The following is a 26,001-nucleotide window of genomic DNA, read 5'->3' as shown; positions in this document are numbered from 1 at the left end:
CGTGCTCTACATGATCGAGCTCAAGGGGCTGACCAAGCACTACGGGGACACAGTCGCGGTGGACCAGCTGACCTTCGACGTACGGCCGGGGACCGTCACCGGCTTCCTCGGTCCCAACGGCGCGGGGAAGTCCACCACCATGCGGATGGTGCTCGGTCTGGACAATCCGACGGCCGGCACGGTCCGGATCGACGGCAGGCACTACGCGCAGCTGAAGGACCCGTTGACCTACGTCGGGGCGCTGCTGGACGCCAAGGCGATGCACGGGGGGCGCACTGCCGCCAACCATCTGCTGTGCCTGGCGCAGAGCAACGGCATCCCGCGCAGACGGGTCGACGAGGTGCTGGACCTGGTCGGGTTGACCTCGGTGGCGCGGAAGCGGGCCAAGGGCTTTTCGCTGGGGATGGGCCAGCGGCTGGGGATCGCGGGGGCGCTGCTGGGCGATCCGCGGATCCTGATGTTCGACGAGCCGGTCAACGGGCTGGATCCGGAGGGCATCCACTGGATCCGCAATCTGATGAAGAACCTCGCGGCCCAGGGGCGGACGGTGTTCGTCTCGTCCCATCTGATGAGCGAAATGGCGCTGACCGCCGAGCACTTGGTGGTGATCGGGCAGGGCCGGCTGCTGGCGGACACCTCGATGGCGGAGTTCATCGCGGAGAACTCGCGGTCGTATGTGCGGCTGCGGTGCCCGGAGCGGGAGCGGCTGCTGGACGTGCTGCACGGGGAGGGCATCGAGGCGTCCGCGGGCCGGGGCGGGGCGCTGGAGGTCGACGGGGTGCCGGCCGAGCGGCTGGGGGAACTGGCCGCCGCGCACCATCTGGTGCTGCACGAGCTCAGTCCCCAACAGGCCTCCCTGGAGGAGGCGTTCATGCAGCTGACGGCCGGGGCGGTGGAGTACCACGCGCACGACGGCGAGCCGGCGGAGGCGGTGGAGGACGGGGCGCCGGCGCCGTCCGCGGTGCCCGAGGGGGCGCTGTCGGGCGGGGCGGCGACGGGCGGCTGGGGCGCGAACTGGCAGCAACGGAAGAGGAGCTGACGGATGGCTGTCGTCGGGCAGGTCCTGCGGTCGGAGTGGACCAAGATCCGGTCGGTGCGGTCGACGGTGTGGACGCTGGGCACCGCGCTGGTGGTGACCGTGGCGCTGGGCGTGCTGATCTGCACGCTGGTGCGGCGGGACTTCGCCTCGCTGCCGGACCAGCGGCGGCTCGCCTTCGATCCGACCAACGTCAGCTTCGCGGGGATGGGGCTGGGGCAGTTGGCGATGATCGTCTTCGGGGTGCTGGTGGTCTCCAACGAGCACAGCACGGGAATGATCCGCACCTCGCTGGGTGCCGTGCCGCGGCGCGGGGTGTTCCTGTTCTGCAAGCTGCTGGTGGCCACCGCGCTGGTCTTCGTGGTCGGGCTGGCGACGAGCTTCGCGGCGTTCTTCGCGGGGCAGACGGCGCTCGGCGCGCACCGGGCGCACCTCGGCGATCCGGGGGTGCTGCGGGCGGTGGTCGGCGGCGGGCTGTACATGGCGATGATCGCGCTGTTCTCGATGGCGGTGGCCACGATGCTGCGCAGTCCGATGCTGTCGCTGGGCATCCTGATGCCGTTCTTCTTCCTGATCTCCAGCATCCTCAGCAACGTCTCGTCGACCCAGAAGATCGGCCGCTACCTCCCGGACCAGGCCGGCTCGAAGATCATGCAGGTCGTCGCGCCGGTCAACGACGCGGCGCCGTACGGGCCGTGGGGCGGCTTCGGCATCATGGCGGCATGGACGGCGGCCGCGCTGATCGCCGGTTTCGTCCTGCTGCGGCGGCGGGACGCCTGAGCGCGGGGCCGGTGCGCCGGCCGAGCGGACGTACCGACGGGAACCGTCAACATCCCGATAGCCTCATACCCCTGACGGGGGCACGTGGGGGCTCTGCCCCGACCATCGTGCGAGGGGCGGAGAATGATCGAGGCAGTCGGCCTGACGAAGCGCTACGGGCCCAAGACGGCCGTGCAGGACCTGACGTTCCAGGTGCGTCCGGGAACCGTGACCGGGTTCCTGGGGCCCAACGGCTCCGGCAAGTCGACGACGATGCGGATGATCCTGGGGCTGGACGCCCCGACGTCGGGGTACGCCACGATCGGCGGCCGCCCGTTCCGCCGGACCCCCAACGCACCGCGCCAGGTGGGCGCGTTGCTGGACGCCAAGGCGGTGCACGGCGGGCGCAGCGCGCGGGCGCATCTGCTGTCGCTGGCGCAGCTCTCCGGGATTCCGGCGCAGCGGGTCGACGAGGTGCTGGGGGTGGTCGGTCTGCAGGACGTCGCCCACCGGCGCTCGGGCGGGTTCTCGCTGGGGATGGGGCAGCGGCTGGGGATCGCGGCGGCGCTGCTCGGCGATCCGCAGGTGCTGCTCTTCGACGAACCGGTCAACGGCCTGGACCCGGAGGGCATCCTGTGGGTGCGGAACCTCATGAAGCAGCTGGCGGCCGAGGGCCGTACGGTCTTCGTCTCCTCGCACCTGATGAGTGAGATGGCGCTGACCGCCGAGCACCTGATCGTGATCGGCCGGGGGCGGTTGCTCGCGGACATGCCCGTCAAGGACTTCATCTCGGCCAACTCCGCGGACTTCGCACGGGTGCGGACGCCGGACGACGCGCCGGAGCAGCGCGCGAAGCTGGCCGCGGCGGTCGCCGAGGCGGGCGGCCGGGCGGAGCCGGAGGCGAACGGCGCGCTGCGGGTGACGGGGCTGCCGCTGCCCCGGATCAGCGATCTGGCGCACGCGGCCGACGTCCGGCTGTGGGAACTGTCGCCGCACCAGGCGTCGTTGGAGGAGGCGTACATGCAGATGACGCAGGGCTCCGTCGACTACCGCTCCAGCGACGACCGGCGCTCCGGCTTCCAGCCGGCGCCCGCCGGACATCTGCCGCCGGGCGCCGCTCCCCAGGAGCACGCGCCGGGCCAACCGACCGTGCCGGGCCACCTGCCGCCCGCGGCGGCCGCACCGCCGAACCCGTACGCCCAGCCGAACCCGTACGCCCAGCCCGCTCCGTACGCCCAGGCCGCCGGCGCCGCCCCGGTGCCCCCGCAGCAGGGTCACCCGTACGGGGCACCCGGCCCGTACGGTGCGCCCCACCCGTACGGGCAGCAGCCCTCCGCGGTGCCGGTGCCGCCGGCCCCCGCCGCCCCCGCCGACCAGCCCATGCCGCACCCCCAGGACGCCCGATGACCAGCCCTCAGCAGCCGCAGCCCCAGCCGCAGCCCGGTGCGCAGCCGATGCCGTCCTCCCCCGCGCCCGGCGCCGGGCCGATGCCGCCCGCCGCACCGCAGCCGCCCCCACCCGCGCAGGAGGCCGGCACCATGGTGCTCAAGGCGCAGCCGCTCCCCCCGGCCCAGCCCCCGGCCGGCGAGCACCCCGAGCCGCGGCCGCTGTCGGCCCACGGACCGGGCAGCGCCGGCGGCGGCACGATGCTGCTCAAGGCCGCCGCGCCCGCGCCGGGCCCGCAGCCCCCGCAGGCACCGGCCCCGCAGCAGCCGCCCGCCCCCCTCAACCACCAGCTCCCCATGGCCGGTTACGTCTCCCCCCTCCCCGTCCGCCCGACCCACCTGGGCCATGCGCTGGCCGCCGAGTGGACCAAGATCCGGTCGGTGCGGTCGACGGTGTGGACGCTGGGCGTGATGGTCGCGCTGATCGTCGGCGTCGGCCTGCTCGCCGCCGCCGCCCTGTCGGACGTCACGGTCAACCCCCGTATCGCCTTCGGCTTCTTCAGCGTGATGCTGGGCACCCTGTGCATCATCCCGCTCGGCGTCCTGGTGGTCTCCTCCGAGTACGGGACGGGGATGATCCGGACCACCATGACCGCCTGCCCCAGCCGGGCCCGGGTGCTGGGCGCCAAGGCGATCGTCTTCTTCCTGCTCGCCTTCGTGGTCACCACCCTCGCTACCACGATCGTGGCACTCGCCATGGCCGGCATCGCCGGCGGCCGGATGCCGTCGGTGGACGAATGGCTGCGGGCCACGGTCGGCGCCGGCCTGTACGTCTCCATGCTCGGCCTGCTGTCCCTGGCGCTGGGCTCCCTGCTGCGGCACTCGGCCGGCGCCATCAGCGCCATGTTCGGGGTGGTCCTGCTGCCGATGCTGCTCGCGGTCTTCATGCTCGGCGCACCGAGCATGCGGTGGCTCACCGAGGGCCTGATCAACTACTCGATCCCCAACTCCCTGGCGACCCTGTACGGCATGTCGTTCCTCGACTCCGGCCCGCACGGCTGGACCCCGCTGCTGATCCTGACCGTCGTCGCCGGCGTGGTGCTGGGCGCCGCCTTCCTCGTCCAGGAGCAGCGCGACGTCTAGGACGTGTCGTCAGCTTGGCGCCTCAGTAGCGGGGGGCGTTCCGGGACCGCTGGAGCCGTGCGCTCCGGCGGTCCCGTGCGTTCCAGCAGGCCCGGTGCCAGTGCCGGCGGTCGTCGACGTCGCCGCCCTGGGGCCAGGCGACGACGTGCGGGACGCCGGGCGGGATCTCCTGGTCGCAGCCGGGGCAGCGGTAGTGCTTGACCGCTCCGGAGCCGCCGACCTGCCGGACCACCCAGTCCTCCCCGCGCCACTCCTCGGTGGATTCCAGGCCGTAGCGGCCGGCCCCCGTGCGGTCGGCGGGCTTCGCACCGCGCTGGCGGTTTCGACGCGGAGACACAGAACACCTCGGCAGGGTCGACGGGATGAGGAGTCCCCCTGCCCACGGCCGTCCCCGCACGAACGTCGCCGGGCGTGGAGGCGGAGTGGAGAGCTTGGGGGAGGGCTGTCACCAGCGTACGCGGCGCGGTCAGGGGCAAAAGCCCGCCGTCACATTTCTGCGATGATCTGGAAATTTCGCGTCAGGCCGTGCCCTGGGCAGGCGCCGCACGTTGTTGCGGGGTGAGGGGGGAGGTCGCGTCGGCTGCAAGGAGGCAGAGAGCGATGCGCGTAGGGGCGTTCATCCTGGCCGCCCAGTTCCCCGGTCAGGGACAGGGGGAAGCACTGCACCGCGCGGTGCGTTCCGCACTGGTCGCGGAAGAGGCCGGACTCCACGACGTCTGGCTGGCCGAGCACCACTTCGTCCCGTACGGCGTGTGTCCGCAGGCCGCGACGCTGGCCGCGCTGCTGCTGGGCCGGACGCGGCGGATCGGGGTGGGGACGGCGGTCAGCGTGCTGCCGACCCAGCATCCGGTGGCGCTCGGCGAGCAGGCGGCGCTGCTGCACCTGGCGTCCGAGGGCCGGTTCACGCTCGGCGTCGGGCGGGGCGGGCCCTGGGTGGATCTGGAGGTGTTCGGCTCCGGCCTGGCCGCCTACGACCGCGGCTTCCCCGAGTCGTTGGACCTGCTGCTGCGCTGGCTGCGCGAGCCGCGGGTGGGTGCGCACGGCGAGCGGTACGCCTTCCGGGAGGTGGCGGTGGTGCCGCGGTCCGCCGAGGCGCTGACCGACCCGGACGATCCGGACGGGCTGACGGCCGGGCCGCCGGTGGTGGTGGCGTGCACCTCGCCGTCCTCGGTCCGGCTGGCCGCCGCGCGCGGGCTGCCGATGCTGCTGGGGATGCACTGCGGCGACGAGGAGAAGGCGGAGATGGTCGCGCTGTGGCGGGCGGCGGCGCTCCAGGCCGGGCGCGACCCCGCCGACGTGGCCGCGGCCGAGCATGTCTCGGCAGGGGTGGTGCAGGTCGCCGACAATCGCGCGGCCGCCAGGGAGACGCTGACCAAGGCGATGCCGGGCTGGCTGCGGCAGGGTCTTGGGGCGCATGTGACGGTCGACGGCCGGTATCGGGCGATGCGCGATCCGCTGGCGTACGCGGAACTGCTGTGCGCGCTGCACCCGGTGGGCCCGCCCCGGTGGTGTGTGGACCGGCTGGCGGCGACGTCGGAGCGCACCGGCATCCGGCGGTTCGCGCTGCTGGTGGAGGGCTCCGGGGACCTCGCCGCCACCGAGGAGAACGTCCGGCGGCTGGGCGCCGAGGTGCTGCCGCAGCTGGTGTGACCCCGCCGGCGGCGGACGACGGGGCCACGGGCGCGGGCGCGGCTGGTCGGTGGTGCTGCCGCCGGTGTCCGACGCCGGAAGGGGGCTCCGGCCGGCCGGCTCAGCGGCAGCAACTCCGATCAGCAGTCGCGGAGTTGCGGCGACTGGTTCAGCAACTGGCCGCGGACCGAGGTGAATCGGGCCAGCCGCTGGTCGACGGCCGGGTCGAGCGGGAAGACCGCGACCCGGTGGCAGTTCTGGAAGGCGAGGCGCACACCGAAGTGACGTTCCAGCGAGCCGCGGATGGCGTCACTTGCCAGTGCGCGCAGCAGCTGGCCGCGCGCCTGCTCGTCCGGCGGGGGCGTCTGGTTGTCGGCGAACTCTCCGCCGTCCGCCTTCAGCCGGTCCACCAGTGAGCTGATCATCCCCCATGCGTAGGGCAGGGAAGTCCGGACGCAGTCGACAAACGCGGCTTCGTCGACCTCGCCTCGCTCGGCCTGTTCGAGGAGGGCCGGTGAGACGTCGAGCGACATGAGGTTCTCCTCTCGCGGCCCCGCCGGGGCGGAGGGGCCTGACGGGTCGGGACAAGGGGAATTCGCGACAGAGCGTGTTCGCCCCGCGACCCCCCGCGTCAACGGTATGCCGCGCATGGGGCCCGCACCAGGAGATTGGACATACAACCGGCCATGCGCGGGCGCCGGGGGTGCGGCGGTTTCCGCCGTAAAGGGCCTCCGGAGCGGGGGCGAATCGCGCCGGTGCCCCGGCTTCGAGTAGCGTGGCGCACCATGCGTCTCGTCATCGCCCGCTGCTCCGTGGACTACGCGGGGCGGCTCACCGCTCATCTCCCTTCCGCACCCCGCCTGATCCTGGTGAAGGCGGACGGCTCCGTCTCCATCCACGCGGACGACCGGGCCTACAAACCCCTCAACTGGATGTCCCCGCCCTGCACCCTCAAGGAGGGCGACGGCAGCGTCTGGACGGTGGAGAACAAGGGCGGCGAGAAGCTCATCATCACCCTTGAGGAGATCATCCACGACTCCTCGCACGAGCTGGGCGTGGACCCCGGGCTCATCAAGGACGGGGTGGAGGCCCACCTCCAGGAACTGCTCGCCGACCGGATCGAGACACTGGGCGAGGGCTACTCGCTGATTCGGCGTGAATACCCCACTGCCATTGGCCCGGTGGATATCTTGTGCCGGGACGCCGACGGCCAGACCGTCGCCGTCGAGATCAAGCGGCGCGGTGAGATCGACGGCGTCGAGCAGCTCACCCGCTATCTCGAACTCCTCAACCGCGACCCGCATCTGGCCCCGGTGAAGGGCGTCTTCGCAGCTCAGGAGATCAAGCCGCAGGCCCGGGTGCTGGCCACCGACCGCGGCATCGGCTGTGTGGTGCTGGACTACGACGGGCTGCGCGGCATCGAGGACGACAAGCTGCGGCTGTTCTGACCCCGCCGCACCGACCGTACGACGACGGCCCGGTACGCGACCCGTCCGCCTGGTGGCGGGCGGTGCGTACCGGGCCGTCGTGGCGTTCCGGCGTGTACGGGTGGGCCGGGCGGTGCGCCTGGGGCCCCGGGGGTCAGCCGGCCGGGGTGCCCTCGGATGCCGACTGGCTGGAAGACGCCTGGCCGGATGACGACGGTGTGGTGCCCGTGGTGTTCCTGTTGCTGAGGGAGGGCGCCACCGCGGAGTTGCCGCCCGACGGGCTGCCGCCGGAGGAGCCGCCGGGCGTCGTCGGCGGCTGACCGGTCGGGGTGTCCGTGGGCTTCTGGGGCGGGGTGGGGTCCGTGGGCGAACCGGTCGGCTCGCTGGGGGTGTCCGTGGGCTTCTCGGTCGGGGTGTGCGTGGGGTGGGTCGGGTGGCCGGTGGGGGACGTGGGGTGGCCGGTCGGGGTGCCGGAGGTGGGATGGCCGGTCGGGGTGCCGGGGTCGGTGGGGGCGCCAGTGGCGCCGGGCGCGGACGGCGAGGTGGTGGGCTTCTGGCTCGGGGTGCCGGGGTGGCCGGGCCGGGTGCTGCCGTCTTCGGTGACGGGCAGGCCGGTGTTCGGGTCCAGGGTCGGCTGCTGGGTGTCGTCGCCGGACGTCGGGGACTGCTCGGTGGTGATCTTGTCGTCGTGCGGGGTGCTGCTGTCGGAGGTCATGCCGAGGGTGACGACGGTGCCGAGCACGGCGGCCAGCAGCACTCCGGCGCCGGCGCCGATGAGGTTGCGGCGGCTGGCACGGCGGATGCCGTGGCGCAGGCCCCCGGTGGCGCCAAGGCCACCGGCCGCGGCGGCCTTGGCGGGGCTCTTGGCCGCGGGCTTCCCGGCGGCCTTGGCTGCGGCCTTGGCGGACGGGAGGGCGGCGGTGGTCTCGGTCGGCGAGACGGCCGGCTGCCCGGCCGCCGGGGTGGCCCCGGCCAGGCGGGCGGTGGCCGCGGTGGCGGGCCCCTGGGGCGGGGCGACGGCCTGGAGCTTGGCGGTGGACACCACGTCGGGCGAGGCCGCGTCGGCCGGTCCTGCGGACGTCTCGTGGGCCGCAGGCGCGGCCTCGGCGGTCGGGACGGCGGCGGTGGCGGCCGGGCCGACGGAGGCCATCAGGGTCGTCGGCGCGTCCGCCGAGGCGGCCCGGGCGCGGTCGATGACCAGCGCGAGGGCCCGTCGTCCGGCGACGGCGCCGTCCCGGTCGGAGAGCACCCCGCGCAGCCCGATGGACGCCTCCAGTTCGGCGCGCGCCCGGTCGATGTTGCCGCTGCACAGCGCCAGTACGCCCAGGTCGTGGTGGAAGTACGCCTCCTCGGCGACCTCGCCGGCCAGCCGGGCGGCCTCCTGGCCGTGCCGCAGGCTGCGCTCCCAGGCGCTCCAGTGCAGCGCCGCGGCGAACGCGGGCGCGGCGGTACGGGCCAGCAGCACCGCGGCGGCCGGGTGGCCGTTGTCCCGGCTGCCGGTCAGCACGGCCATGGCGGCCAGCACCGCGGCGGCCTCGACGGCGGCCCGCTCGGGGGTGACCGAGGGGTGCCCGGCCCACCAGGCGTAGTGCTGGGCGACGGCGTGCGCCCGGGCGGTGGCGTCCTCGGCGTAGCCGGCGGCGGCCAGTTGGTCGTGGACGGTGGCGGCCAGGCGGTAGTGGCCGCCGACCGGGCTGACCAGACCGCAGCCGAGCAGATCGCCGAGGACGGCGTCGGCGTGGGTGTCCTGGGTGAGGGCCGGCAGGTGCGCCTGGTGCGGCAGTTCGCCGCCGAGGGCGACCGCGAGGCGGAGGGTCTCCTGGGCGGCGGCGCCGAGCCGCGAGGCGAGCAGCGGGGCGGGCGCGGCGGCCTCGTCGAGGGCCGGCAGCGGGACCTCGCGGGCGGCCGGGTCCACCGGAGCGGCGGTGCCCTCCTCGGGGAAGAGTCCGTAACCGTCGTCGAGGGCGCCGGGCTCGGTCCGGACCTTGTCGCGCTGCCGCAGCAGGGCGGCGGCCTGGACGAACCGCAGCGGCAGCCCCTCGGACTCGAACCACAGGTCGGCGGCCCAGTTCTTCTCGTCCTGGGTGAGCGGGCGCTCCAGGGCGCGCTCCAGCAGCCGCAGGCCGGCGTCCTTGCCGATGCCGCCGACGAAGACCTCTTCGAGGTGGGCCTCGGCGCTGGGCGCGGGCACGTCCGGGGTGGCGGCGAGGAGGAAGGCGCACTCGGGGGTGGCGGCGAGCAGTTCGTCGAGCGCGGCGCCGCCGAACTCCAGGTCGTCGAGGACGACGACCGCGCCGACGCCGCCGAGGAGGCGCAGCAGTTCGGGCCGTTCCGGGCGGTGCTGCGGCGCCCGGTAGACCGCGGCGAACAGCGCGTGGAGGACGTCGGTGACGCTGCGGTGGTAGCCGGAGAGCCGGACCACGCCGTCCGGGGCGAGGTCGGCCACGCCGCTCGCGACGGCGTCCAGCAGCCGGGTGCGGCCCGAGCCGGGGGGGCCGGTGACCCGGACCGAGCGGCCGCGGCTGAGCAGCCGCACCAGCCGGGCGATGTCCTCGTCGCGCTCTTCGAGGGGGAGTTCGTGGCCGGCGAAGGAGAGCGGGCCGGTGGGCGCCGGCGGCTGGGCGGCGCGGGCCTCCTCGGCGCGCTCCTGCGGGTCGCGCTTCTCCGGCGGGGCGGGGCGCTCGCCGGGCGGGCAGGGCTGTATCTCACAGCCGTCGACGGGGTTGACGGTGACCAGGTAGGGGCCGGAGACCAGGCGGACGACGCGCGCCAGGCCGTCGGTTCCGCCCGGCCGGCCGGCGGGCTCGGTGGCCGGCGGCCCGTCCGGGCCGTCCTGCTCGCCGTACTCCTCGGGCCCCGGGTGGGTGTTCGGGTCCATGCTGCAAGCTCCCAGGTGTGCGTGCCGTCGGTGCTTCCGGCCGTCCGCACTCCCCCGGCTCCGGCGATTGTCCTCAGCCGTCGCGTCTGGTCCGGTACCCCGCCGCGGATGATGGCACACGGCGGGCAACCGAACCATAGACCCGGCCCCGGTACGGGGGCACAGCCGGGGTGCCACCTTGACGGAAACGACCCCAGATCAGGCGAGATATGCGATTCGCCCGACTTGCCCCACCCCAGGGCCGCGGCCGCCGCGACCACACCATGACCCCGGCCTCACACCCGGGGAAGCGAACCCGCCTCGATGCCGCCCTCGATCGCGAGGATGCGATGGAGCCGGGTGGCGACCAGGAGGCGCTGCATCTGCGGCGGCACCCCGCGCAGCACGAGCCGGCGGTTGTGGCGGCCGGCCCGTCGGTGCGCACCCATGATCACGCCGAGGCCGGTGGCGTCCCAGGAGTCCAGCTCGGTCAGGTCGAGCACCAGATCACCGCGCCCGGCGTCCACGGCGGTGTGCAGGACCGTACGGGCGTCCGCCGCGCTGCGGACGTCGAGGCGGCCCCCGACGACCAGCTCGGCGTGGTCGCCCCTGATGTGCATATGCGCTCCCCGATGTCATGGGTTGTGGTGCATTGTCGTCTACCGATCTGACTGCCTCTCCCACGGCGAAGTTGCCGTCTGTAAGCGAACCGATACCGAAATCACCCCGCGGGGTGACCCCGCTGGAGTGCAGCCCTGACGCGGCATCAGTGTGCGTAGAATCCCTGCCCGCTCTTGCGGCCGATATCGCCGGCGTCCACCATGCGGCGCATGATCTCCGGCGGGGCGAACTTCTCGTCCTGGGACTCGGTGTAGATGTTGTCGGTGGCGTGCAGCAGGATGTCGACGCCGGTCAGGTCGGCGGTGGCCAGCGGGCCCATGGCGTGCCCGAAGCCGAGCTTGCAGGCGGTGTCGATGTCCTCGGCGGTGGCCACCCCGGACTCGTAGAGCTTGGCGGCCTCGACGACCAGCGCCGAGATCAGCCGGGTGGTGACGAAGCCGGCCACGTCGCGGTTGACCACGACGCAGGTCTTGCCGACCGACTCGGCGAACTCCCGGGCGGTGGCGAGGGTTTCGTCACTGGTCTTGTAGCCGCGCACCAGCTCGCACAGCTGCATCATCGGCACCGGCGAGAAGAAGTGCGTGCCGACTACCCGCTCGGGCCGGGAGGTGGCCGCGGCGATCTTGGTGATCGGGATCGCCGAGGTGTTGGAGGCCAGCACCGCGTCGTCCTTGGCGAGCTTGTCCAGCGCCTGGAAGATCTCGCGCTTGACCTCGATCTTCTCGAAGACGGCCTCGACGACGAGGTCCGCGTCGGCGACCGCGTCCAGGTCGGTGGTGGTGGTGATGCGGGCCAGCGCCTGCTCGGCGGCGGCGGCCTCCAGCTTCCCCTTGGCGACGAACTTCTCGTAGGAGGCGGCGATTCCGCTCTTGCCGCGGGCCAGCGCCTCGTCCGTGACGTCGCGGAGGACGACGTCCCAGCCCGCCTGGGCCGAGACCTGCGCGATACCGGAACCCATCAGTCCGGCGCCGATGACGGCCAGCTTCTTTGCCACTGCTGTCCCCTCACACCCTGTGCATTTGACGGTCCTGAGCGACGTTAGCGGTCGATCACGATCGTTTGGCCAGGAAGAGATGCGCGTCACGCGAGGAATGACCGACATCACACCCGCGCGCCCGGCCGGCCGCCGGGGGACCGTCAGCCGCCCGTCCGCACGGCGTAGTTGAGGACCCGCTCGCCCAGCAGCTCCTCCATCTCGTCCAGCAGCACCAGCGCCTCGCGGGAGACCTCCACGGGCTCGCGGCCGGCCAGCATCGCCTGGGCGATGGCGACCGTCAGCATCTGATGGAGCCAGGTGATCTGGCCGGCCATCAGGCGGGGCAGCGGATCGTCCTCGGCGGCGCCGGTCTCCTCGCGGAGGGTCGCCTCCAGGTCCTCGTACTGCTGGCGCTGCATGTGCCACATGCGCGCCTGGAGGGCGGCCGATCCCTGGACGACCTCCATGAAGCGCGCATAGCCGACCATCAGCCCGACCCTGGGCGAGACGCTCTCCACCTCCGCGCGCAGCTGGTGCAGCACCGCGGCGGCGGCCGACTCCCCGGCGGCGCGCCCCCGGACGTAGCGGGAGAGCCGCTGGATCAGCTCCTTGCTCCGGTCCAGGAAGAGGTCCTCCTTGGCCGGGAAGTAGTTGTAGACGGTGTTGACCGAGACGTCCGCCGCCGTGGCGATCTCCGCGATGGTCACCGCGTCGAAGCCGCGCTCCAGGATCAGCCCGGTGGCCACGTCCGAGATGTACTGGCGGGTCTGCCGCTTCTTCCGCTCCCTGAGCCCCTCTGCCATGCCCCCACCCTACCCTTCGTTGGGGTTCATCAAATCTTGGAGGCATTGCAATTTTTCATGGACTCTGTTTTTCTGTGGCCATGCCCGTCCTCAGCGCGTCCGGCCTGACCCGGACCTTCATGACGAAGCACGGCCCCGTCGACGCCGTCCGCGGTATCGACCTGACCGCCGAGCGCGGCGAGATCCTCGGCCTCCTCGGCCCCAACGGCGCCGGCAAGACCACCACCCTGCGGATGCTCACCACGCTGCTCGCGCCCACCGGCGGCACCGCCACCGTCGCCGGCCACGACCTGGCCCGCGATCCGGTGGGGGTGCGCCGGGTGACCGGTTACGTCGCCCAGTCCGGCGGCGCCGACCCCACCCTCTCGGTCCGCGAGGAACTCCTCACCCAGGCCCGCCTCTACCGCCTGACGGCACGTCAAGCGGCGCTGCGTGCCGAGGAGTTGACTGCGGACCTCGGTCTCACCGAGCTGCTGGAGCGCCGGACCGCCGCGCTCTCCGGCGGCCAGCGGCGCCGGCTGGACCTCGCGATGGGGCTCGTCCACCGCCCCGCCGTCCTCTTCCTCGACGAGCCCACCACCGGCCTGGACCCCGGCAGCCGCGCCGACCTGTGGGACCTGGTCCGCCACCTGCGCGACACCCACGGCACCACGGTCTTCCTGACCACCCACTACCTCGACGAGGCCGATGCGCTCGCCGACCGGCTGGTCGTCGTCGACCGGGGCCGGGTGGTCGCCGACGACACCCCCGGCGCCCTCAAGCAGGCGCACGCCGGCTCCGCCGACGCCTCCCTCCAGGACGCCTTCCTCGCCCTCACCGGGCGCGGCCCCGCGCCTCAGGAGACCGCACCCGTCGCCGTGTGACCGTCCGCCTCCCTCGTCCCTCGCCCGGCTCGACGGCCGGCCTCCGCTCGGTCGTCGCGCCGCAAAGGAGTGCCCTCATGTCCCTCCCCTCCCCCGTCCCCCGCGCCCGCGCCTTCCTCTCCGACACCGCGCTGATCTTCGGGCGGTACGCCCGGCAGACCCTGCGCTCCCGGCTCCAGATGCTCTTCGGCGTCCTGATGCCGCTGCTCTACCTGCTCTTCTTCGGCCCGCTGCTGACCGGGCTGCCGCTGTCGTCCACGGGCAACTCCTGGCAGGTGCTGGTGCCCGGACTGCTGCTCCAACTCGCCTTGTTCGGCGCGTCGTTCGGCGGCTTCGGGCTGATCGTGGAGAAGCAGTACGGGGTGCTCGAACGGATGCGGGTGACGCCGGTGAGCCGCTCCGCGCTGCTCCTGGGGCGGGTGCTCCGGGACGCCGCGCTGCTGGTCCTCCAGTCCGTGCTGCTGGTGCTCGTCGCCGTGGCCATGGGGCTGCGCGCGCCGCTGGGCGGCATCCTCGTCGGGCTCGCCTTCGTCGCGGTGCTGACCATCGCGCTGGCCTCGCTGTCGTACGCGCTGGCCCTGCGGGTGCGGATGCCGCAGGAGTTCGGGCCGGTGGTCAACGCCGTCACCATGCCCGCGATGCTGCTGTCCGGGCTGATGCTGCCGATGGCGCTGGCCCCCGGCTGGCTCGACGCGCTGTCGCATCTGATGCCGCTGCGCTATCTCGTGGACGCGGTGCGGGCCGCGTTCACCGGTGCCTACGCCTCGCCGGTGGTGCTGCGCGGCGCCCTGGTCGCGGCCGGTCTCACGGCCCTGTCGATGGCGCTGTGCACCCGCGCCTTCCGCCGGTCCGCGGCGTAGTCTCGCTCGTATGGTGAATCTGACCCGCATCTACACCCGTACCGGCGACAAGGGCACCACCGCGCTCGGTGACATGAGCCGGACCGCCAAGACCGACACCCGGATCTCGGCCTACGCGGACGCCAACGAGGCCAACGCGGCGATCGGCGTGGCGCTGGCGCTCGGTGCGCTGCCCGAGGAGGTCGCCGCGGTGCTGCTGCGGGTGCAGAACGACCTCTTCGACGTCGGCGCCGACCTGTCGACGCCCGTGGTCGAGAACCCGGAGTTCCCGCCGCTGCGCGTCGAACAGTCCTACATCGACAAGCTGGAGGCGGACTGCGACCGCTTCCTGGCGGAGCTGGAGAAGCTGCGCAGCTTCATCCTCCCGGGCGGCACCCCCGGCGCGGCCCTGCTCCACCAGGCGTGCACGATCGTCCGCCGGGCCGAGCGCGCCACCTGGGCGGCGATGGAGGAGCACGGCGAGACCATGAACCCGCTCGCCGCCACCTACCTCAACCGCCTCTCCGACCTCCTGTTCATCCTGGCCCGCATGGCCAACAAGGAGGTCGGGGACGTGCTCTGGGTCCCGGGCGGCGAGCGCTGACCGGGTTCCCCGGGGCCGCCCTGCGGGCAACGGCGGGGCGGTAACGCCTAGTTCAGGGACTTCTCGCGGGGCCGGCCCTGCGCCTCGCCCTCCGGCGCGGTCCGGCCCTTGGGGTCCTTCTTCTGCCAGATGAGGTAGGTCAGCGCGATCACCGCGTGGATCATCACGATGCGCAGCCCCGTTGCCTGCCAGTCCCGCAGCGAGGACACATCCCCGTCCTTGCCGACGTACCAGATGGCGCCCTGGAGCAGCGCGGCCCCCACCGCCGCCATCAGCACCGTGCGCACCCACAGCTTCGCCTCGTGGACGAAGCGCTGCATGCCGTAGCGCTTGACCGGGCGCGGGCCGCCGGCGAAGCGGTGGGCGACGTGCCCGTCGACCCACTTGATCGTGTAGTGGCCGTAGGCGACGGTGTAGCCGATGTAGAGGGCGGCCAGGCCGTGTTTCCAGTCCGCGGTGGCGCCGTTCTTCAGATCGATCGCGGTGACGATCAGCAGCACCAGCTCCAGCAGCGGCTCCAGCAGCAGCACCGCCGCACCGGTCTTCGGCATCCGCGCCAGATAGCGCAGTGCCAGGCCGGCGGCGAGCAGCACCCAGAAGCCCACCTCGCAGGCGATGATCAGGGCGACGACCACGGCATCTCTCCTCTCCGGCCGCTCCGCGTCCCGGCGGTTCCGGTGCTCCCGGCGGGCCGAGCGTTCCCACCCAGGCTTCCAGCCGGCAGCGCCCGGTACGTCGTCGCCGGCGACGATCTCCCGCTGCATCTTTCGATGTAGGCATGCCACGGTGAGGGGGAGACGGCCCGTGCGCGGACCGGGCACGGCGTAGCCGGAAGTCCCGAGGTGGCGGCGCCCGGCCCCGCCGCCGTGTTTGATGGAGGGGTGACCGCCCACCATCCCGCCGCGCCCGGCCGTCCGCACCGCCTCGACGTGCTCCTCGCGACCGGCGGGCTGTGCACCGGAGTGCTGCTGTGGGTGCTCGATCTGCACGGCGGTCCCCCGCTGTTCGGCCTGCCCGCCTCGCTGACCCTGGTCGCGCTCGCCGTGACGGCGGTGGCCGAACTCCTGCGCCGTACCGCCCCGTTGGCTGCATTGGCCCTCGCGGTACCGGCGCTGGCCCTGGACGTCTGCACCGGCACCCTGGTCGCCACCGTCCTGATGTTCACGGACGTGCTGTACGCCGCGGTGCTGTACGGATCGCCGGCCGCGGCCCGGCGCATCCCGGTCTACACGGTGCTGGTGACGGTGCTGGCCACGGTCACCACCGCGGCCGCCTGGCCCGACCCGCAGGTGGTGCTGATCGGCATCGGCATCGCGATGGTCACCATGGCGCCCGCCTGGACCGGCGTGATCACCCGCGACCACCGCGACGCCGCGCAGACCGCCCGGCTGCGGGCCGAACAGACCGCGCTGCTGGCCGAGATGGACCGCACCCAGGCGATCGTCGGCGAACGCGCCCGCATGGCCAGGGAACTGCACGACCTGGTCGCCAACCACCTCTCGGCGATCGCCATCCACACCACCGCGGCGCAGACCATCGACGACCCGTCCGCGACCCGCGCGGCCCTCGCCGTGATCCGCGAGAACAGCGTCCAGGGCCTGGCCGAAATGCGCCGCCTCATCGGGCTGTTGCGGGACCCCGAGGCCACCACCGGCGAGGAGCCGGCCGCCACACCCACCCTCGACGGCCTGGAGGCCCTGGTCGAGCAGGCCCGCGCCAACGGGGCCGCCAGCGGCCTGACGTTCGCCCTGGACGACGCCCGGCGACCGGACGGCCCGGACGACGGAAAGCCGCCGGCACCGGTGGCGTTGGCCGCGTACCGGATCGTCCAGGAGTCACTGACCAACGCGCTCAAACACGCCGCGCCCGGCGAGGTCCTGGTACGGCTCGCCCACGCTCCCGGCGGCGCGCTCACCGTCGCCGTCCGCAGTCCCCACGGCGACCGGCCGGGCCCCCGCGCGCCCGGTTCCGGGGCCGGCCTGGTCGGCATGCGGGAGCGGATCGCCCTGTTGGGCGGGGAGTTCGAAGCCGGCCCGGCAGGCGGGCCGGACGGAAGAGTCTGGCTGGTCCGGGCAGCGCTGCCCGCCACCGGAGAGGAAGAACAACGATGACAGGCGCCGCCACCCAGCCGATCCGGGTCCTCGTCGCCGAGGACCAGTCCGCCGTACGGGCCGGGCTGGTCCTCATCCTGCGTTCCGCGCCCGACATCGATGTCGTCGGGGAGGCGATGGACGGCGAGGAGGCGGTCCGCCAGGCCCGCGCGTTACGTCCCGACCTGGTGCTGATGGACATTCAGATGCCGCGGCTGGACGGGGTCTCGGCCACCGCCCGGATCACCGCGGAGGAACTGGCCGACGTCCTGGTGCTGACCACCTTCGACCTGGACGAGTACGTCTTCGGCGCACTGCGGGCGGGGGCCGCGGGCTTCCTGCTCAAGGACAGTGACGCGCCGGCGCTGCTGACCGCGGTGCGCACGGTGGCGGCCGGCGAGGGGCTGATCGCGCCGGCGGTGACCCGGCGGCTGATCGCCGAGTTCGCCCGCCCGCGCCCGGCGGGCCGCCCGCCGCTGGACCGCAGGACGCCCGACCCGACGGTGCTGGACGCGCTGACCCCGCGGGAACGGGAGGTGCTGGGCTGCCTGGGCCAGGGACTGTCGAACGCCGACATCGCGCTGCGGCTGGCGATGGCCGAGGCCACCGTCAAGACCCACGTCAGCCGCCTCCTGGCCAAGCTGACACTGCGCAGCCGGGTCCAAGCGGCCGTCCTGGCACAGGAGTTGGGGGTACCGGCCCCGTAGGGGAGGCTCGAACGGATCCCGTAGGGGGCACGTACGCCCCCTGCGGGGCCACAACAACGGCGAGACGGCGGCTGTTCCCGCACCGAGCAGGACGAACGTCACCGCGCCGCGCCCACCCCGGCAGCCTCACGACACAACACCCGGCGACGGGGAGAGACGAACGACGAGGCACGAGGCACGCGGAACGAGGAACGAGCACCGAGACACGAGGCACGAAAGACGAAAAGCAAGCAACAAGGCCCAAGCAGCACCGGACGACCGGCAAGCATCAAGCCCCCGCCCCGCACTCCGCTCAGGCCACGTTGACCCGCTGCCCCGGCGGCGCCGCCTCCAGCCACGCCAGGAAACCGGTGAGGGCGTCCTCGCTCATCGCGAGTTCCACCCGGGTGCCGTTGTGGGCGCAGGCCAGCACGATGGAGTCGGAGAGCAGCGCGAGCTCCTCCTCCCCCTGGGGGGTGCGGCGCTCCAGCACCTCGACGGCGGAGCGCTCCAGCAGGCGACGGGGACGGGGCGCGTACGAGAACACCCGGAACCACTCGACCCGGTCACCGTTGTACCGCGCCACCCCGTAGATCCAGCCCTTGCCGCTGGGCTCGTCCTCCGGCACGTTCCAACGCAGGCTGCAGTCGAAGGTGCCACCGGAGCGCTGGATGAGCCGCCGCCTCAGTCCGAAGACGAACAGCCCCAGCAGCACCAGCAGCACGACCGCGCCGCTCACAAGCAGAGCGAGGACCATCTCGACCGACCTCCTCGCCATGTATTCGAAGAAACGCACCTGCATTGCCTCAGCCGCGGACCGCTCCGGAACTCCGGGCAGCCCGCGGCTGAGGATCGATCTCGACGGTGGCGGAGCCTTAGTGGACGCCCGCCACCGCACGCAGTCGGACGTCGGCGCGGCGCTCGGCGGCCGCGTCGGCCTCCGACTTCGCCCGCTCCAGAGCCCGCTCCGCGCGCTGGACATCGATCTCGTCCGACAGCTCGGCGATCTCCGCGAGCAGAGACAGCTTGTTGTCGGCGAACGAGATGAAGCCGCCGTGCACCGCGGCGACGACGGTGCCGTCCCCGCTCTCACCGGTCGTGCGAATCGTCACCGGGCCCGACTGCAGCACGCCGAGCAGCGGCTGGTGTCCGGGCATGACGCCGATGTCGCCCGACGAGGTGCGCGCGACGACCAGGCTGGCCTCGCCGGACCAGACCTGCCGGTCCGCGGCGACCAACTCGACGTGCAGCTCAGCCACGATGGCTCCTCGGGTCTCCACCTGCCTGGTGTGGCAGATGTTGGGTCAAATACTAGTGGTCGTACGGACCGGGGACGGCCAGGCCGCCCCCGGTCCGGGAGCACGGGGTCAGGAGACGCCAAGCTCCTTGGCGTTCTTCTTCAGGTCCTCAAGACCACCGCACATGAAGAACGCCTGCTCCGGGAAGTGGTCGAACTCGCCGTCGGCGATCGCGTTGAAGGCCGCGATCGACTCGTCCAGCGGCACGTCCGAGCCGTCGACACCGGTGAACTGCTTCGCCACGTGGGTGTTCTGCGACAGGAAGCGCTCGATACGACGGGCGCGGTAGACCGTGAGCCGGTCCTCCTCGCTGAGCTCGTCCATACCCAGGATGGAGATGATGTCCTGGAGGTCCTTGTACTTCTGCAGGATCGACTTCACGCGCGAGGCGCAGTTGTAGTGGTCCTGCGAGATGTAGCGGGGGTCCAGGATCCGGGACGTCGAGTCCAGCGGGTCGACCGCCGGGTAGATGCCCTTCTCCGAGATCGGACGGGAGAGAACCGTCGTCGCGTCGAGGTGGGCGAAGGTGGTCGCCGGCGCCGGGTCGGTCAGGTCGTCCGCGGGGACGTAGATCGCCTGCATCGAGGTGATCGAGTGACCACGGGTCGAGGTGATGCGCTCCTGGAGGAGACCCATCTCGTCGGCCAGGTTCGGCTGGTAACCCACCGCGGAGGGCATCCGGCCGAGCAGGGTCGAGACCTCGGAACCGGCCTGGGTGAAGCGGAAGATGTTGTCGATGAAGAACAGCACGTCCTGCTTCTGGACGTCACGGAAGTACTCGGCCATGGTCAGGCCGGCCAGCGCGACGCGCAGACGGGTGCCCGGCGGCTCGTCCATCTGACCGAAGACCAGCGCGGTCTTGTCGATGACGCCGGAGTCGGTCATCTCCTCGATGAGGTCGTTGCCCTCACGGGTGCGCTCGCCGACACCGGCGAACACGGAGACACCGTCGTGGTTGTTGGCAACGCGGTAGATCATCTCCTGGATGAGCACCGTCTTGCCGACGCCGGCGCCGCCGAACAGACCGATCTTGCCGCCCTTGACGTACGGGGTCAGCAGGTCGATGACCTTGACGCCGGTCTCGAACATCTCGGTCTTCGACTCGAGCTGGTCGAAGGACGGGGCCTTGCGGTGGATCGCCCAGCGCTCGGTGACCTCGGCGTTCGCCTCGGGCTTGTTGAGGATCTCGCCGAGGGTGTTGAACACCTTGCCCTTGGTGATGTCACCGACGGGCACGGTGATGCCGTTGCCGGTGTCGGTCACCGTGGCCTGGCGGACCAGACCGTCGGTGGGCTGCATGGAGATCGTCCGGACCAGGCCCTCGCCGAGGTGCTGCGCGACCTCCAGCGTCAGGGTCTTGGTCTTGCCCTTCTCGGCCGGGTCGATGACCTCGACGGTGAGGGCGTTGTAGATGTCCGGCATCGCGTCGACGGGGAACTCCACGTCGACGACCGGGCCGATGACCCGCGCGACGCGGCCCGTCGCCGTGGCCGTCTCAACAGTGGTGGTCATAGTTGTCAGTCACTCCCCGCGGTCGCGTCGGCCAGTGCGGCACTGCCACCGACGATCTCGCTGATTTCCTGGGTGATTTCGGCCTGGCGGGCCGCGTTGGCAAGCCGCGAGAGCGACTTGATGAGCTCTTCGGCGTTGTCGGTCGCCGACTTCATCGCACGCCGGGTGGCGGCGTGCTTGGAGGCGGCGGCCTGCAGCAGCGCGTTGTAGATCCGCGACTCCACATACCGCGGCAGCAGGGCGTCCAGGACGTCCTCGGCCGACGGCTCGAAGTCGAAGAGCGGCAGGATCTCGCCCTTGGACTGCTCCTCGGCCCCGTCCTCCGACGCTCCCTTGAGGGAGAGCGGCAGCAGACGGTCGTCCAGCGCGTTCTGCGTCATCATCGAGATGAACTCGGTGTAGACGATGTGGAGTTCGTCCACCCCGCCGTCGGTGGTGTCCTTCTGGACAGCCTCGATCAGCGGAGCGGCGATCATCTTGGCATCGGCGTACGTCGGGCTGTCGGTGAAGCCGGTCCACGACTCCACGACCTTCCGCTCGCGGAAGCCGTAGTACGACACACCCTTGCGGCCGACGATGTAGGCGTCGACCTCCTTGCCCTCGGCCTTGAGCCGCTCGGTGAGCTGCTCCGCGGCCTTGATGACGTTGGAGGAGTAGGCACCGGCCAGACCGCGGTCGCTCGTGATGAGCAGCAGCGCGGCCCGGACGGGCTTTGCCGCCTCGGTCGTCAGCGGGTGCTGGGTGTTCGAACCCGTGGCAACCGCGGTCACCGCGCGGGTCAGTTCACTGGCGTACGGCGTCGATGCCGCCACCTGACGCTGCGCCTTGACGACGCGCGAGGCGGCGATCATCTCCATCGCCCGAGTGATCTTCTTGGTCGCGGAGACGGAGCGGATGCGACGCTTGTAGACCCGGAGCGTGGCTCCCATGGATCAGGTCCCTTCCGTCGTCACTTGCCGGTGGCCGGGGTGTCCTCGCCGAGCAGCTTGCCGTCCGAGGTCTCGAACTGCCGCTTGAAGGCGTCGACCGCGTCCGAGATGGCACCGATGGTGTCGTTCGACATCTTGGCGCCCTCGCGGATGCTGGTCAGCAGGTCCTTCTTCTCCCGGTGGAGGTGGTCGAGGAGCTCGCGCTCGAAGCGACGGATGTCGCCGACCGGCACGTCGTCCATCTTGCCGTTGGTGCCGGCCCAGACGGAGACGACCTGGTCCTCGGTGGCCATGGGGGCGTACTGGTCCTGCTTGAGCAGCTCGGTCATGCGCTTACCGCGCTCCAGCTGCTGCTTGGAGGCCGCGTCCAGGTCGGAACCGAAGGCGGCGAACGCCTCCAGCTCGCGGTACTGGGCGAGGTCGACGCGCAGACGGCCGGAGACCTGGCGCATGGCCTTGTGCTGGGCCGAACCACCGACGCGGGAGACCGAGATACCGACGTTCAGCGCCGGACGCTGGTTGGCGTTGAACAGGTCCGACTCCAGGAAGCACTGGCCGTCGGTGATGGAGATGACGTTGGTCGGGATGAACGCCGAGACGTCGTTGGCCTTGGTCTCGACGATCGGCAGACCGGTCATCGAACCGGCGCCCATGTCGTCGGAGAGCTTGGCGCAGCGCTCCAGCAGACGCGAGTGCAGGTAGAAGACGTCGCCCGGGTACGCCTCACGGCCCGGCGGGCGGCGCAGCAGCAGGGACACGGCGCGGTAGGCGTCGGCCTGCTTCGAGAGGTCGTCGAAGATGATCAGGACGTGCTTGCCCTGGTACATCCAGTGCTGGCCGATGGCCGAGCCGGTGTAGGGCGCGAGGTACTTGAAGCCCGCCGGGTCGGACGCCGGGGCGGCGACGATGGTGGTGTACTCCAGGGCACCGGCCTCCTCCAGCGCGCCGCGCACGGACGCGATGGTGGAGCCCTTCTGGCCGACGGCGACGTAGATGCAGCGGACCTGCTTCTTCGGGTCGCCCGAGCGCCAGTTGTCGCGCTGGTTGATGATCGTGTCGACGGCCAGGGCGGTCTTGCCGGTCTGGCGGTCGCCAATGATCAGCTGACGCTGACCGCGGCCGATCGGCACCATCGAGTCGACGGCCTTGTAGCCGGTCTCCATCGGCTCGTGCACCGACTTACGGACCATGACGCCCGGGGCCTGCAGCTCCAGGGCGCGGCGGCCCTCGGTCTCGATCTCGCCGAGACCGTCGATCGGGTTGCCCAGCGGGTCGACGACGCGGCCGAGGTAGCCCTCGCCCACGGCGACCGAGAGCACCTCACCGGTGCGCTGCACCGGCTGGCCCTGCTCGATGCCGCTGAACTCACCGAGGATGACCGCACCGATCTCGCGCTCTTCCAGGTTCAGCGCCAGACCGAGCGTGCCGTCCTCGAACTTCAGCAGTTCGTTCGCCATCGTCGAGGGCAGACCCTCGACGTGTGCGATGCCGTCGCCGGCATCGCTGACCGTCCCGACCTCTTCGCGCGAGGCCGCGTCCGGCTTGTACGCCTGGACGAAGTTCTCCAGTGCGTCCCGGATCTCCTCCGGCCGGATCGTGAGCTCCGCCATCTGGGTTCCCTGCTCTCCTTGTTGGGCCCGAAGTTACATGCGGGGGTACTGGGGGCGTCTCCCCCAGCGGATTCCGCTTACGGCCCAACTCGGGCCGCCGTGGTGCTTGTGCTGTTCTCCGGGGCGTCGTTCCGGACCGCGGCCGGACCTTTCGGTCCGGCGGGTCCGGTGTCGGCCGCCGGGTGTGCAGCTCTTGAGTTGGTGGCTGGGTCAGCCGGCCATCCGCCGGGACGCCTCGTCGAGGCGCTCCGCGACGGTCCCGTTGATGACCTCGTCGCCGATCCGGACCTGGACGCCGCCGAGGACCTCAGGGTCCACGTCGAGGTTCAGGTGGATCTGCCGGCCGTACAGCTCGGCCAGCGCCGCGCCGAGGCGCTGCCGCTGTCCTTCGCTGAGCGGCACCGCGGAGGTGACCACCGCGACCATACGGTCCCGGCGGGCAGCCGCCAGCTTGGAGAGGGCGTCGAGCCCTGCCTCCAGGCTACGGCCCCGCGGCTGTGCGACAAGGCGGATCACCAGCCGCTCGGTGACCGGGTTGGCCCGGCCGCCCAGCAGTGTGTGCAGCAGTTCCGTCTTGGCGGACGCCGTCGCGTTCCGGTCCGTGAGTGCACGGCGGAGCTCACCGCTGCCGGCGATGATCCGGCCGAACCGGAACAGCTCGTCCTCGACGTCGTCCAGGCGGCCGTCCCGCTGCGCCGCGACGAGGTCGGCGCTGTAGGCCAGCTCCTCGATCGCGTCCGGCAGGTCACGCGAGCGCGACCAGCGGGAGCGGACCATGCCGCCCACCAGGTCGAGAGTGGCCTCGCCGACCTGGCCGCCGAGGAGCCGCCGGGCCAGCTCGGCCCGCGCCTCGCCGGGCTGCGCCGGGTCGGTGAGGACCCGACGCAACGACACCTCGCGGTCGAGCAGAGCGGTGACGGCAGCCAGCTCCTCGGCGAGCTTCGCCGCGTCGACGGAGGTGTTGTCCGTCAGCGCGTTGAACTGCTCGCGTGCGGAGGCGAGTGCCTCGCGGCTCGCTCCATTCATCGGCCGGCCTCAGCCTTCGTCGCGTCCGACGCCGTCTTCGCCTCAAGGTCGTCGAGGAAGCGGTCGATGGTCCGGCTCTGCCGGGCGTGGTCCTCAAGGGACTCGCCGACGAGCTTGCCGGCCAGTTCGGTGGCGAGCTTGCCCACGTCCTGGCGCAGTGCCTGGGCGGCCGTCTTCCGGTCCGCCTCGATCTGGGCGTGGCCGGCGGCGATGATCTCCTCACGCTGCCGCTGGCCCTCGGCGCGCATCTCGGCGATGAGCGTCGCGCCCTGCTCCTGCGCCTCCTGGCGCAGGCGCGCCGCCTCGTGGCGGGCGTCGGCGAGCTGGGCCCGGTAGTCCGCGAGAACCTGCTGCGCCTCGGCCTGAGTCGCCTCGGCATCCTCGATACGGCCTTCGATCTGCGCCCGGCGCTCGTCCAGAACCTTGTTGATGTTCGGGAGGAGCTTCTTGGCGAGGAAGCCGAAGACGATGAAGAAAGCGATCAGGCCGATGACCAGCTCTGGAATCGGCGGGACGAGGGGGTTCTCAGGAACCTCCGCCGCCAAGTTCAGGGCGTTCACATCAGTGCCTTCCGTCTGAATGGATAGTCGATGCGGCTTCGGCTTACTTGTAGACGAAGCCCATGACGATGCCGATCAGGGCGAGCGCCTCACAGAAGGCGAAACCCATGATCTGGTTGGTGCGGATCAGGCCGGCGGCCTCGGGCTGGCGGGCCAGGGCCTGGGTGCCGTTACCGAAGATGATGCCGACGCCGACGCCGGGGCCGATGGCGGCGAGGCCGTAACCGATGGCGGCGACGTTGCCGACGACCGTGGTCTTGGCGGAGTCGCCGGCGGCGGCGAGGTGGTTGACCATCTCGAGAGCAGCGGACATGCCGTTACTTCCTTCTCGTTTCACGTACCGGTGGGGGTTGGCCACCGGACAGCTGTTGTGGTGGGAGGCCGGGGTGCTCAGTGGTGCTCGGCGAGCGCGCCCTGGACGTAGTTGCAGGCCAGAAGGACGAAGACGTACGCCTGGACGGCCTGGATGAACAGCTCGAAGGCCGTCATCAGGATCGTCATGATGAACGAGGCGCCGGCGTAGACAAAGCCGATCCCGTTCAGCAGGTACCAGCTGGCGACGGTGAACATCAGGATCAGCAGGTGGCCCGCGAACATGTTCGCGAAGAGCCGCACCGCGTGGGTGAAGGGCCGGATGATCAGGTTCGAGAAGAGCTCGATGACCATCAGCAGCGGGAGGACCCAGCCGAGCGACTTGTCATAGCCGGTGAAGTTCTTGAAGGCGCCGACGAAGCCGTGCTTCTTGAAGGTCAGGAAGACCCACAGGATGTAGACGATCGCGGCGAGACCCGCGGGGAAGGCGATCACCGACGTCACCGGGAAGGAGGCGAGCGGGATGATCGACCAGAGGTTCATGATCCACACGAAGAAGAACAGCGAGACCATGAAGGGGACGTACTTCTCGCCCTCCTTCTTCCCGAGCGCGTCATAGACGAGACCGCGGCGCACGAAGTCATAGCCCGCCTCGCCGATCATCTGCAGCTTGCCGGGAACAACCTTGGCCCGGCCGAATGCAGCCCAGAAGAACCACACCACGACGACCGTGCTGAGCAGAGCCAGCAGCATCGGCTTGTTGAACTCGAAGCCGCCGATGGTGAAGAGCGGCTGGAAGACGAAGTTATGAAGCCCGGGAGCATCGAAGCCGCACCCGGAAAAGATGTGGCAGTCGGTCTCGAAGGCGAGCATCGTTTCAGCACTCACCGCGAGCTCCTTCAGCGTGGCGCATAGGTACGGCAACCTCGTTGTGTCGGCGCGGCGTTGAGCCACGGAGCGGCACTGGACTGGTCTTACGGATTAGGGGGCGGCGGGCCGGCACGAGGCCGGTCCGGAGCACAGGCATCGGCCGCGA

Annotated in this window: 27 protein-coding genes; 11 read left to right on the top strand and 16 right to left on the bottom strand. The window is 71.6% G+C overall.

Features of this window, described 5'->3' with window-relative positions; translation table 11 throughout:
• The first annotated feature begins 10 nt into the window (after positions 1-10).
• The 4 genes from ACIQE0_RS17075 to ACIQE0_RS17060 all read left to right on the top strand — a co-directional run bounded on the left by ACIQE0_RS17075 (position 11) and on the right by ACIQE0_RS17060 (position 4,323).
• Complete coding sequence (locus ACIQE0_RS17075) at positions 11-1,039, top strand: ABC transporter ATP-binding protein (RefSeq protein ID WP_402332721.1); 1,029 nt, start codon at positions 11-13, stop codon at positions 1,037-1,039.
• A gap of 3 nt (positions 1,040-1,042) precedes the next feature.
• A complete protein-coding gene (locus tag ACIQE0_RS17070) occupies positions 1,043-1,816 on the top strand; it encodes an ABC transporter permease (protein ID WP_366333784.1) in 774 nt (257 codons plus the stop codon).
• A gap of 123 nt (positions 1,817-1,939) precedes the next feature.
• Positions 1,940-3,202, top strand: a complete 1,263-nt coding sequence (locus tag ACIQE0_RS17065; RefSeq protein ID WP_402332719.1) for an ABC transporter ATP-binding protein — start codon at positions 1,940-1,942, stop codon at positions 3,200-3,202.
• The gene (locus ACIQE0_RS17060; RefSeq protein WP_402332716.1) at positions 3,199-4,323 is read left to right on the top strand and encodes an ABC transporter permease; all 1,125 of its coding nucleotides are present in this window, start codon (positions 3,199-3,201) and stop codon (positions 4,321-4,323) included. The genes ACIQE0_RS17065 and ACIQE0_RS17060 overlap by 4 nt, the downstream gene beginning before the upstream one ends.
• Before the next feature lie 22 nt (positions 4,324-4,345).
• Here the strand turns inward: ACIQE0_RS17060 and ACIQE0_RS17055 are convergent, their stop codons facing one another.
• Positions 4,346-4,660, bottom strand: coding sequence for an ATP/GTP-binding protein (locus ACIQE0_RS17055; RefSeq protein ID WP_366333790.1), 315 nt, complete (start codon positions 4,658-4,660; stop codon positions 4,346-4,348).
• Between the two features lie 263 nt (positions 4,661-4,923).
• On the opposite strand from ACIQE0_RS17055, the gene ACIQE0_RS17050 reads away from it, so the two are divergent.
• Positions 4,924-5,973: an LLM class flavin-dependent oxidoreductase gene (locus ACIQE0_RS17050; protein ID WP_402332712.1), complete on the top strand. Its 1,050-nt coding sequence runs from the start codon at positions 4,924-4,926 to the stop codon at positions 5,971-5,973.
• 119 nt (positions 5,974-6,092) lie between these two features.
• On the opposite strand, the gene ACIQE0_RS17045 is transcribed toward ACIQE0_RS17050, so the two are convergent.
• The gene (locus tag ACIQE0_RS17045) at positions 6,093-6,485 is read right to left on the bottom strand and encodes an SCO5389 family protein (protein ID WP_366333794.1); all 393 of its coding nucleotides are present in this window, start codon (positions 6,483-6,485) and stop codon (positions 6,093-6,095) included.
• A gap of 252 nt (positions 6,486-6,737) precedes the next feature.
• Between ACIQE0_RS17045 and nucS the strand changes: the two genes are divergently transcribed.
• The gene (nucS, locus tag ACIQE0_RS17040; protein ID WP_384098151.1) at positions 6,738-7,400 is read left to right on the top strand and encodes an endonuclease NucS; all 663 of its coding nucleotides are present in this window, start codon (positions 6,738-6,740) and stop codon (positions 7,398-7,400) included.
• Positions 7,401-7,533: 133 nt separating this feature from the next.
• Here nucS and ACIQE0_RS17035 read toward each other — a convergent pair whose 3' ends face one another.
• From ACIQE0_RS17035 to ACIQE0_RS17020, 4 genes are all read right to left on the bottom strand, one after another.
• The gene (locus tag ACIQE0_RS17035) at positions 7,534-10,257 is read right to left on the bottom strand and encodes an ATP-binding protein (protein WP_402332708.1); all 2,724 of its coding nucleotides are present in this window, start codon (positions 10,255-10,257) and stop codon (positions 7,534-7,536) included.
• Between the two features lie 275 nt (positions 10,258-10,532).
• Positions 10,533-10,856, bottom strand: a complete 324-nt coding sequence (locus tag ACIQE0_RS17030) for an STAS domain-containing protein (protein ID WP_402332705.1) — start codon at positions 10,854-10,856, stop codon at positions 10,533-10,535.
• Positions 10,857-11,002: 146 nt separating this feature from the next.
• Positions 11,003-11,851: a 3-hydroxyacyl-CoA dehydrogenase family protein gene (locus tag ACIQE0_RS17025; RefSeq protein WP_366333802.1), complete on the bottom strand. Its 849-nt coding sequence runs from the start codon at positions 11,849-11,851 to the stop codon at positions 11,003-11,005.
• A gap of 143 nt (positions 11,852-11,994) precedes the next feature.
• Positions 11,995-12,636 carry a TetR/AcrR family transcriptional regulator gene (locus tag ACIQE0_RS17020; RefSeq protein ID WP_402332700.1) on the bottom strand — a complete coding sequence of 214 codons (642 nt, stop codon included), beginning with the start codon at positions 12,634-12,636 and terminating at the stop codon, positions 11,995-11,997.
• A gap of 80 nt (positions 12,637-12,716) precedes the next feature.
• Here ACIQE0_RS17020 and ACIQE0_RS17015 point away from each other — a divergent pair, with 80 nt between their 5' ends.
• From ACIQE0_RS17015 to ACIQE0_RS17005, 3 genes are all read left to right on the top strand, one after another.
• Entirely contained in the window at positions 12,717-13,499 is a 783-nt protein-coding gene (locus ACIQE0_RS17015; RefSeq protein ID WP_366333806.1) for an ATP-binding cassette domain-containing protein, read from the top strand.
• A 77-nt stretch (positions 13,500-13,576) separates the two neighbouring features.
• Entirely contained in the window at positions 13,577-14,359 is a 783-nt protein-coding gene (locus tag ACIQE0_RS17010; protein WP_402332697.1) for an ABC transporter permease, read from the top strand.
• A 10-nt stretch (positions 14,360-14,369) separates the two neighbouring features.
• On the top strand, positions 14,370-14,942 hold the full coding sequence (locus tag ACIQE0_RS17005) for a cob(I)yrinic acid a,c-diamide adenosyltransferase (RefSeq protein WP_384098141.1): 573 nt from the start codon (positions 14,370-14,372) through the stop codon (positions 14,940-14,942).
• Positions 14,943-14,989: 47 nt separating this feature from the next.
• On the opposite strand, the gene ACIQE0_RS17000 is transcribed toward ACIQE0_RS17005, so the two are convergent.
• A complete protein-coding gene (locus ACIQE0_RS17000) occupies positions 14,990-15,577 on the bottom strand; it encodes a hypothetical protein (RefSeq protein WP_366333923.1) in 588 nt (195 codons plus the stop codon).
• A gap of 246 nt (positions 15,578-15,823) precedes the next feature.
• Here ACIQE0_RS17000 and ACIQE0_RS16995 point away from each other — a divergent pair, with 246 nt between their 5' ends.
• Together ACIQE0_RS16995 and ACIQE0_RS16990 are read left to right on the top strand one after the other, a co-directional pair.
• Complete coding sequence (locus ACIQE0_RS16995; RefSeq protein WP_402332694.1) at positions 15,824-17,053, top strand: sensor histidine kinase; 1,230 nt, start codon at positions 15,824-15,826, stop codon at positions 17,051-17,053.
• Positions 17,050-17,739, top strand: coding sequence for a response regulator transcription factor (locus ACIQE0_RS16990; RefSeq protein WP_366333814.1), 690 nt, complete (start codon positions 17,050-17,052; stop codon positions 17,737-17,739). Before ACIQE0_RS16995 ends, ACIQE0_RS16990 begins: the two co-directional genes overlap by 4 nt.
• 292 nt (positions 17,740-18,031) lie before the next feature.
• Here the strand turns inward: ACIQE0_RS16990 and ACIQE0_RS16985 are convergent, their stop codons facing one another.
• From ACIQE0_RS16985 to atpB, 9 genes are all read right to left on the bottom strand, one after another.
• Positions 18,032-18,475, bottom strand: coding sequence for a DUF2550 domain-containing protein (locus ACIQE0_RS16985; protein ID WP_402332691.1), 444 nt, complete (start codon positions 18,473-18,475; stop codon positions 18,032-18,034).
• 118 nt (positions 18,476-18,593) lie between these two features.
• Positions 18,594-18,977, bottom strand: a complete 384-nt coding sequence (locus ACIQE0_RS16980; protein WP_066984149.1) for a F0F1 ATP synthase subunit epsilon — start codon at positions 18,975-18,977, stop codon at positions 18,594-18,596.
• A 108-nt stretch (positions 18,978-19,085) separates the two neighbouring features.
• A complete protein-coding gene (gene atpD, locus ACIQE0_RS16975) occupies positions 19,086-20,528 on the bottom strand; it encodes a F0F1 ATP synthase subunit beta (protein WP_366333819.1) in 1,443 nt (480 codons plus the stop codon).
• Between the two features lie 5 nt (positions 20,529-20,533).
• Positions 20,534-21,457 carry a F0F1 ATP synthase subunit gamma gene (locus ACIQE0_RS16970; protein WP_366333821.1) on the bottom strand — a complete coding sequence of 308 codons (924 nt, stop codon included), beginning with the start codon at positions 21,455-21,457 and terminating at the stop codon, positions 20,534-20,536.
• Positions 21,458-21,477: 20 nt separating this feature from the next.
• Positions 21,478-23,067, bottom strand: a complete 1,590-nt coding sequence (gene atpA / locus ACIQE0_RS16965; RefSeq protein ID WP_366333823.1) for a F0F1 ATP synthase subunit alpha — start codon at positions 23,065-23,067, stop codon at positions 21,478-21,480.
• A 210-nt stretch (positions 23,068-23,277) separates the two neighbouring features.
• Entirely contained in the window at positions 23,278-24,093 is an 816-nt protein-coding gene (locus ACIQE0_RS16960) for a F0F1 ATP synthase subunit delta (protein WP_366333825.1), read from the bottom strand.
• The gene (locus ACIQE0_RS16955; protein WP_366333826.1) at positions 24,090-24,653 is read right to left on the bottom strand and encodes a F0F1 ATP synthase subunit B; all 564 of its coding nucleotides are present in this window, start codon (positions 24,651-24,653) and stop codon (positions 24,090-24,092) included. Before ACIQE0_RS16955 ends, ACIQE0_RS16960 begins: the two co-directional genes overlap by 4 nt.
• 43 nt (positions 24,654-24,696) lie before the next feature.
• Positions 24,697-24,966 carry an ATP synthase F0 subunit C gene (atpE, locus tag ACIQE0_RS16950; protein WP_016570924.1) on the bottom strand — a complete coding sequence of 90 codons (270 nt, stop codon included), beginning with the start codon at positions 24,964-24,966 and terminating at the stop codon, positions 24,697-24,699.
• Positions 24,967-25,043: 77 nt separating this feature from the next.
• A complete protein-coding gene (atpB, locus tag ACIQE0_RS16945) occupies positions 25,044-25,838 on the bottom strand; it encodes a F0F1 ATP synthase subunit A (protein WP_402332797.1) in 795 nt (264 codons plus the stop codon).
• Positions 25,839-26,001: the final 163 nt, after the last annotated feature.

It is taken from the genome of Streptomyces sp. NPDC093097 (assembly GCF_044754325.1).
Lineage (GTDB): Bacteria > Actinomycetota > Actinomycetes > Streptomycetales > Streptomycetaceae > Streptomyces.
This window is presented reverse-complemented; position numbering and strand designations above follow the sequence as displayed.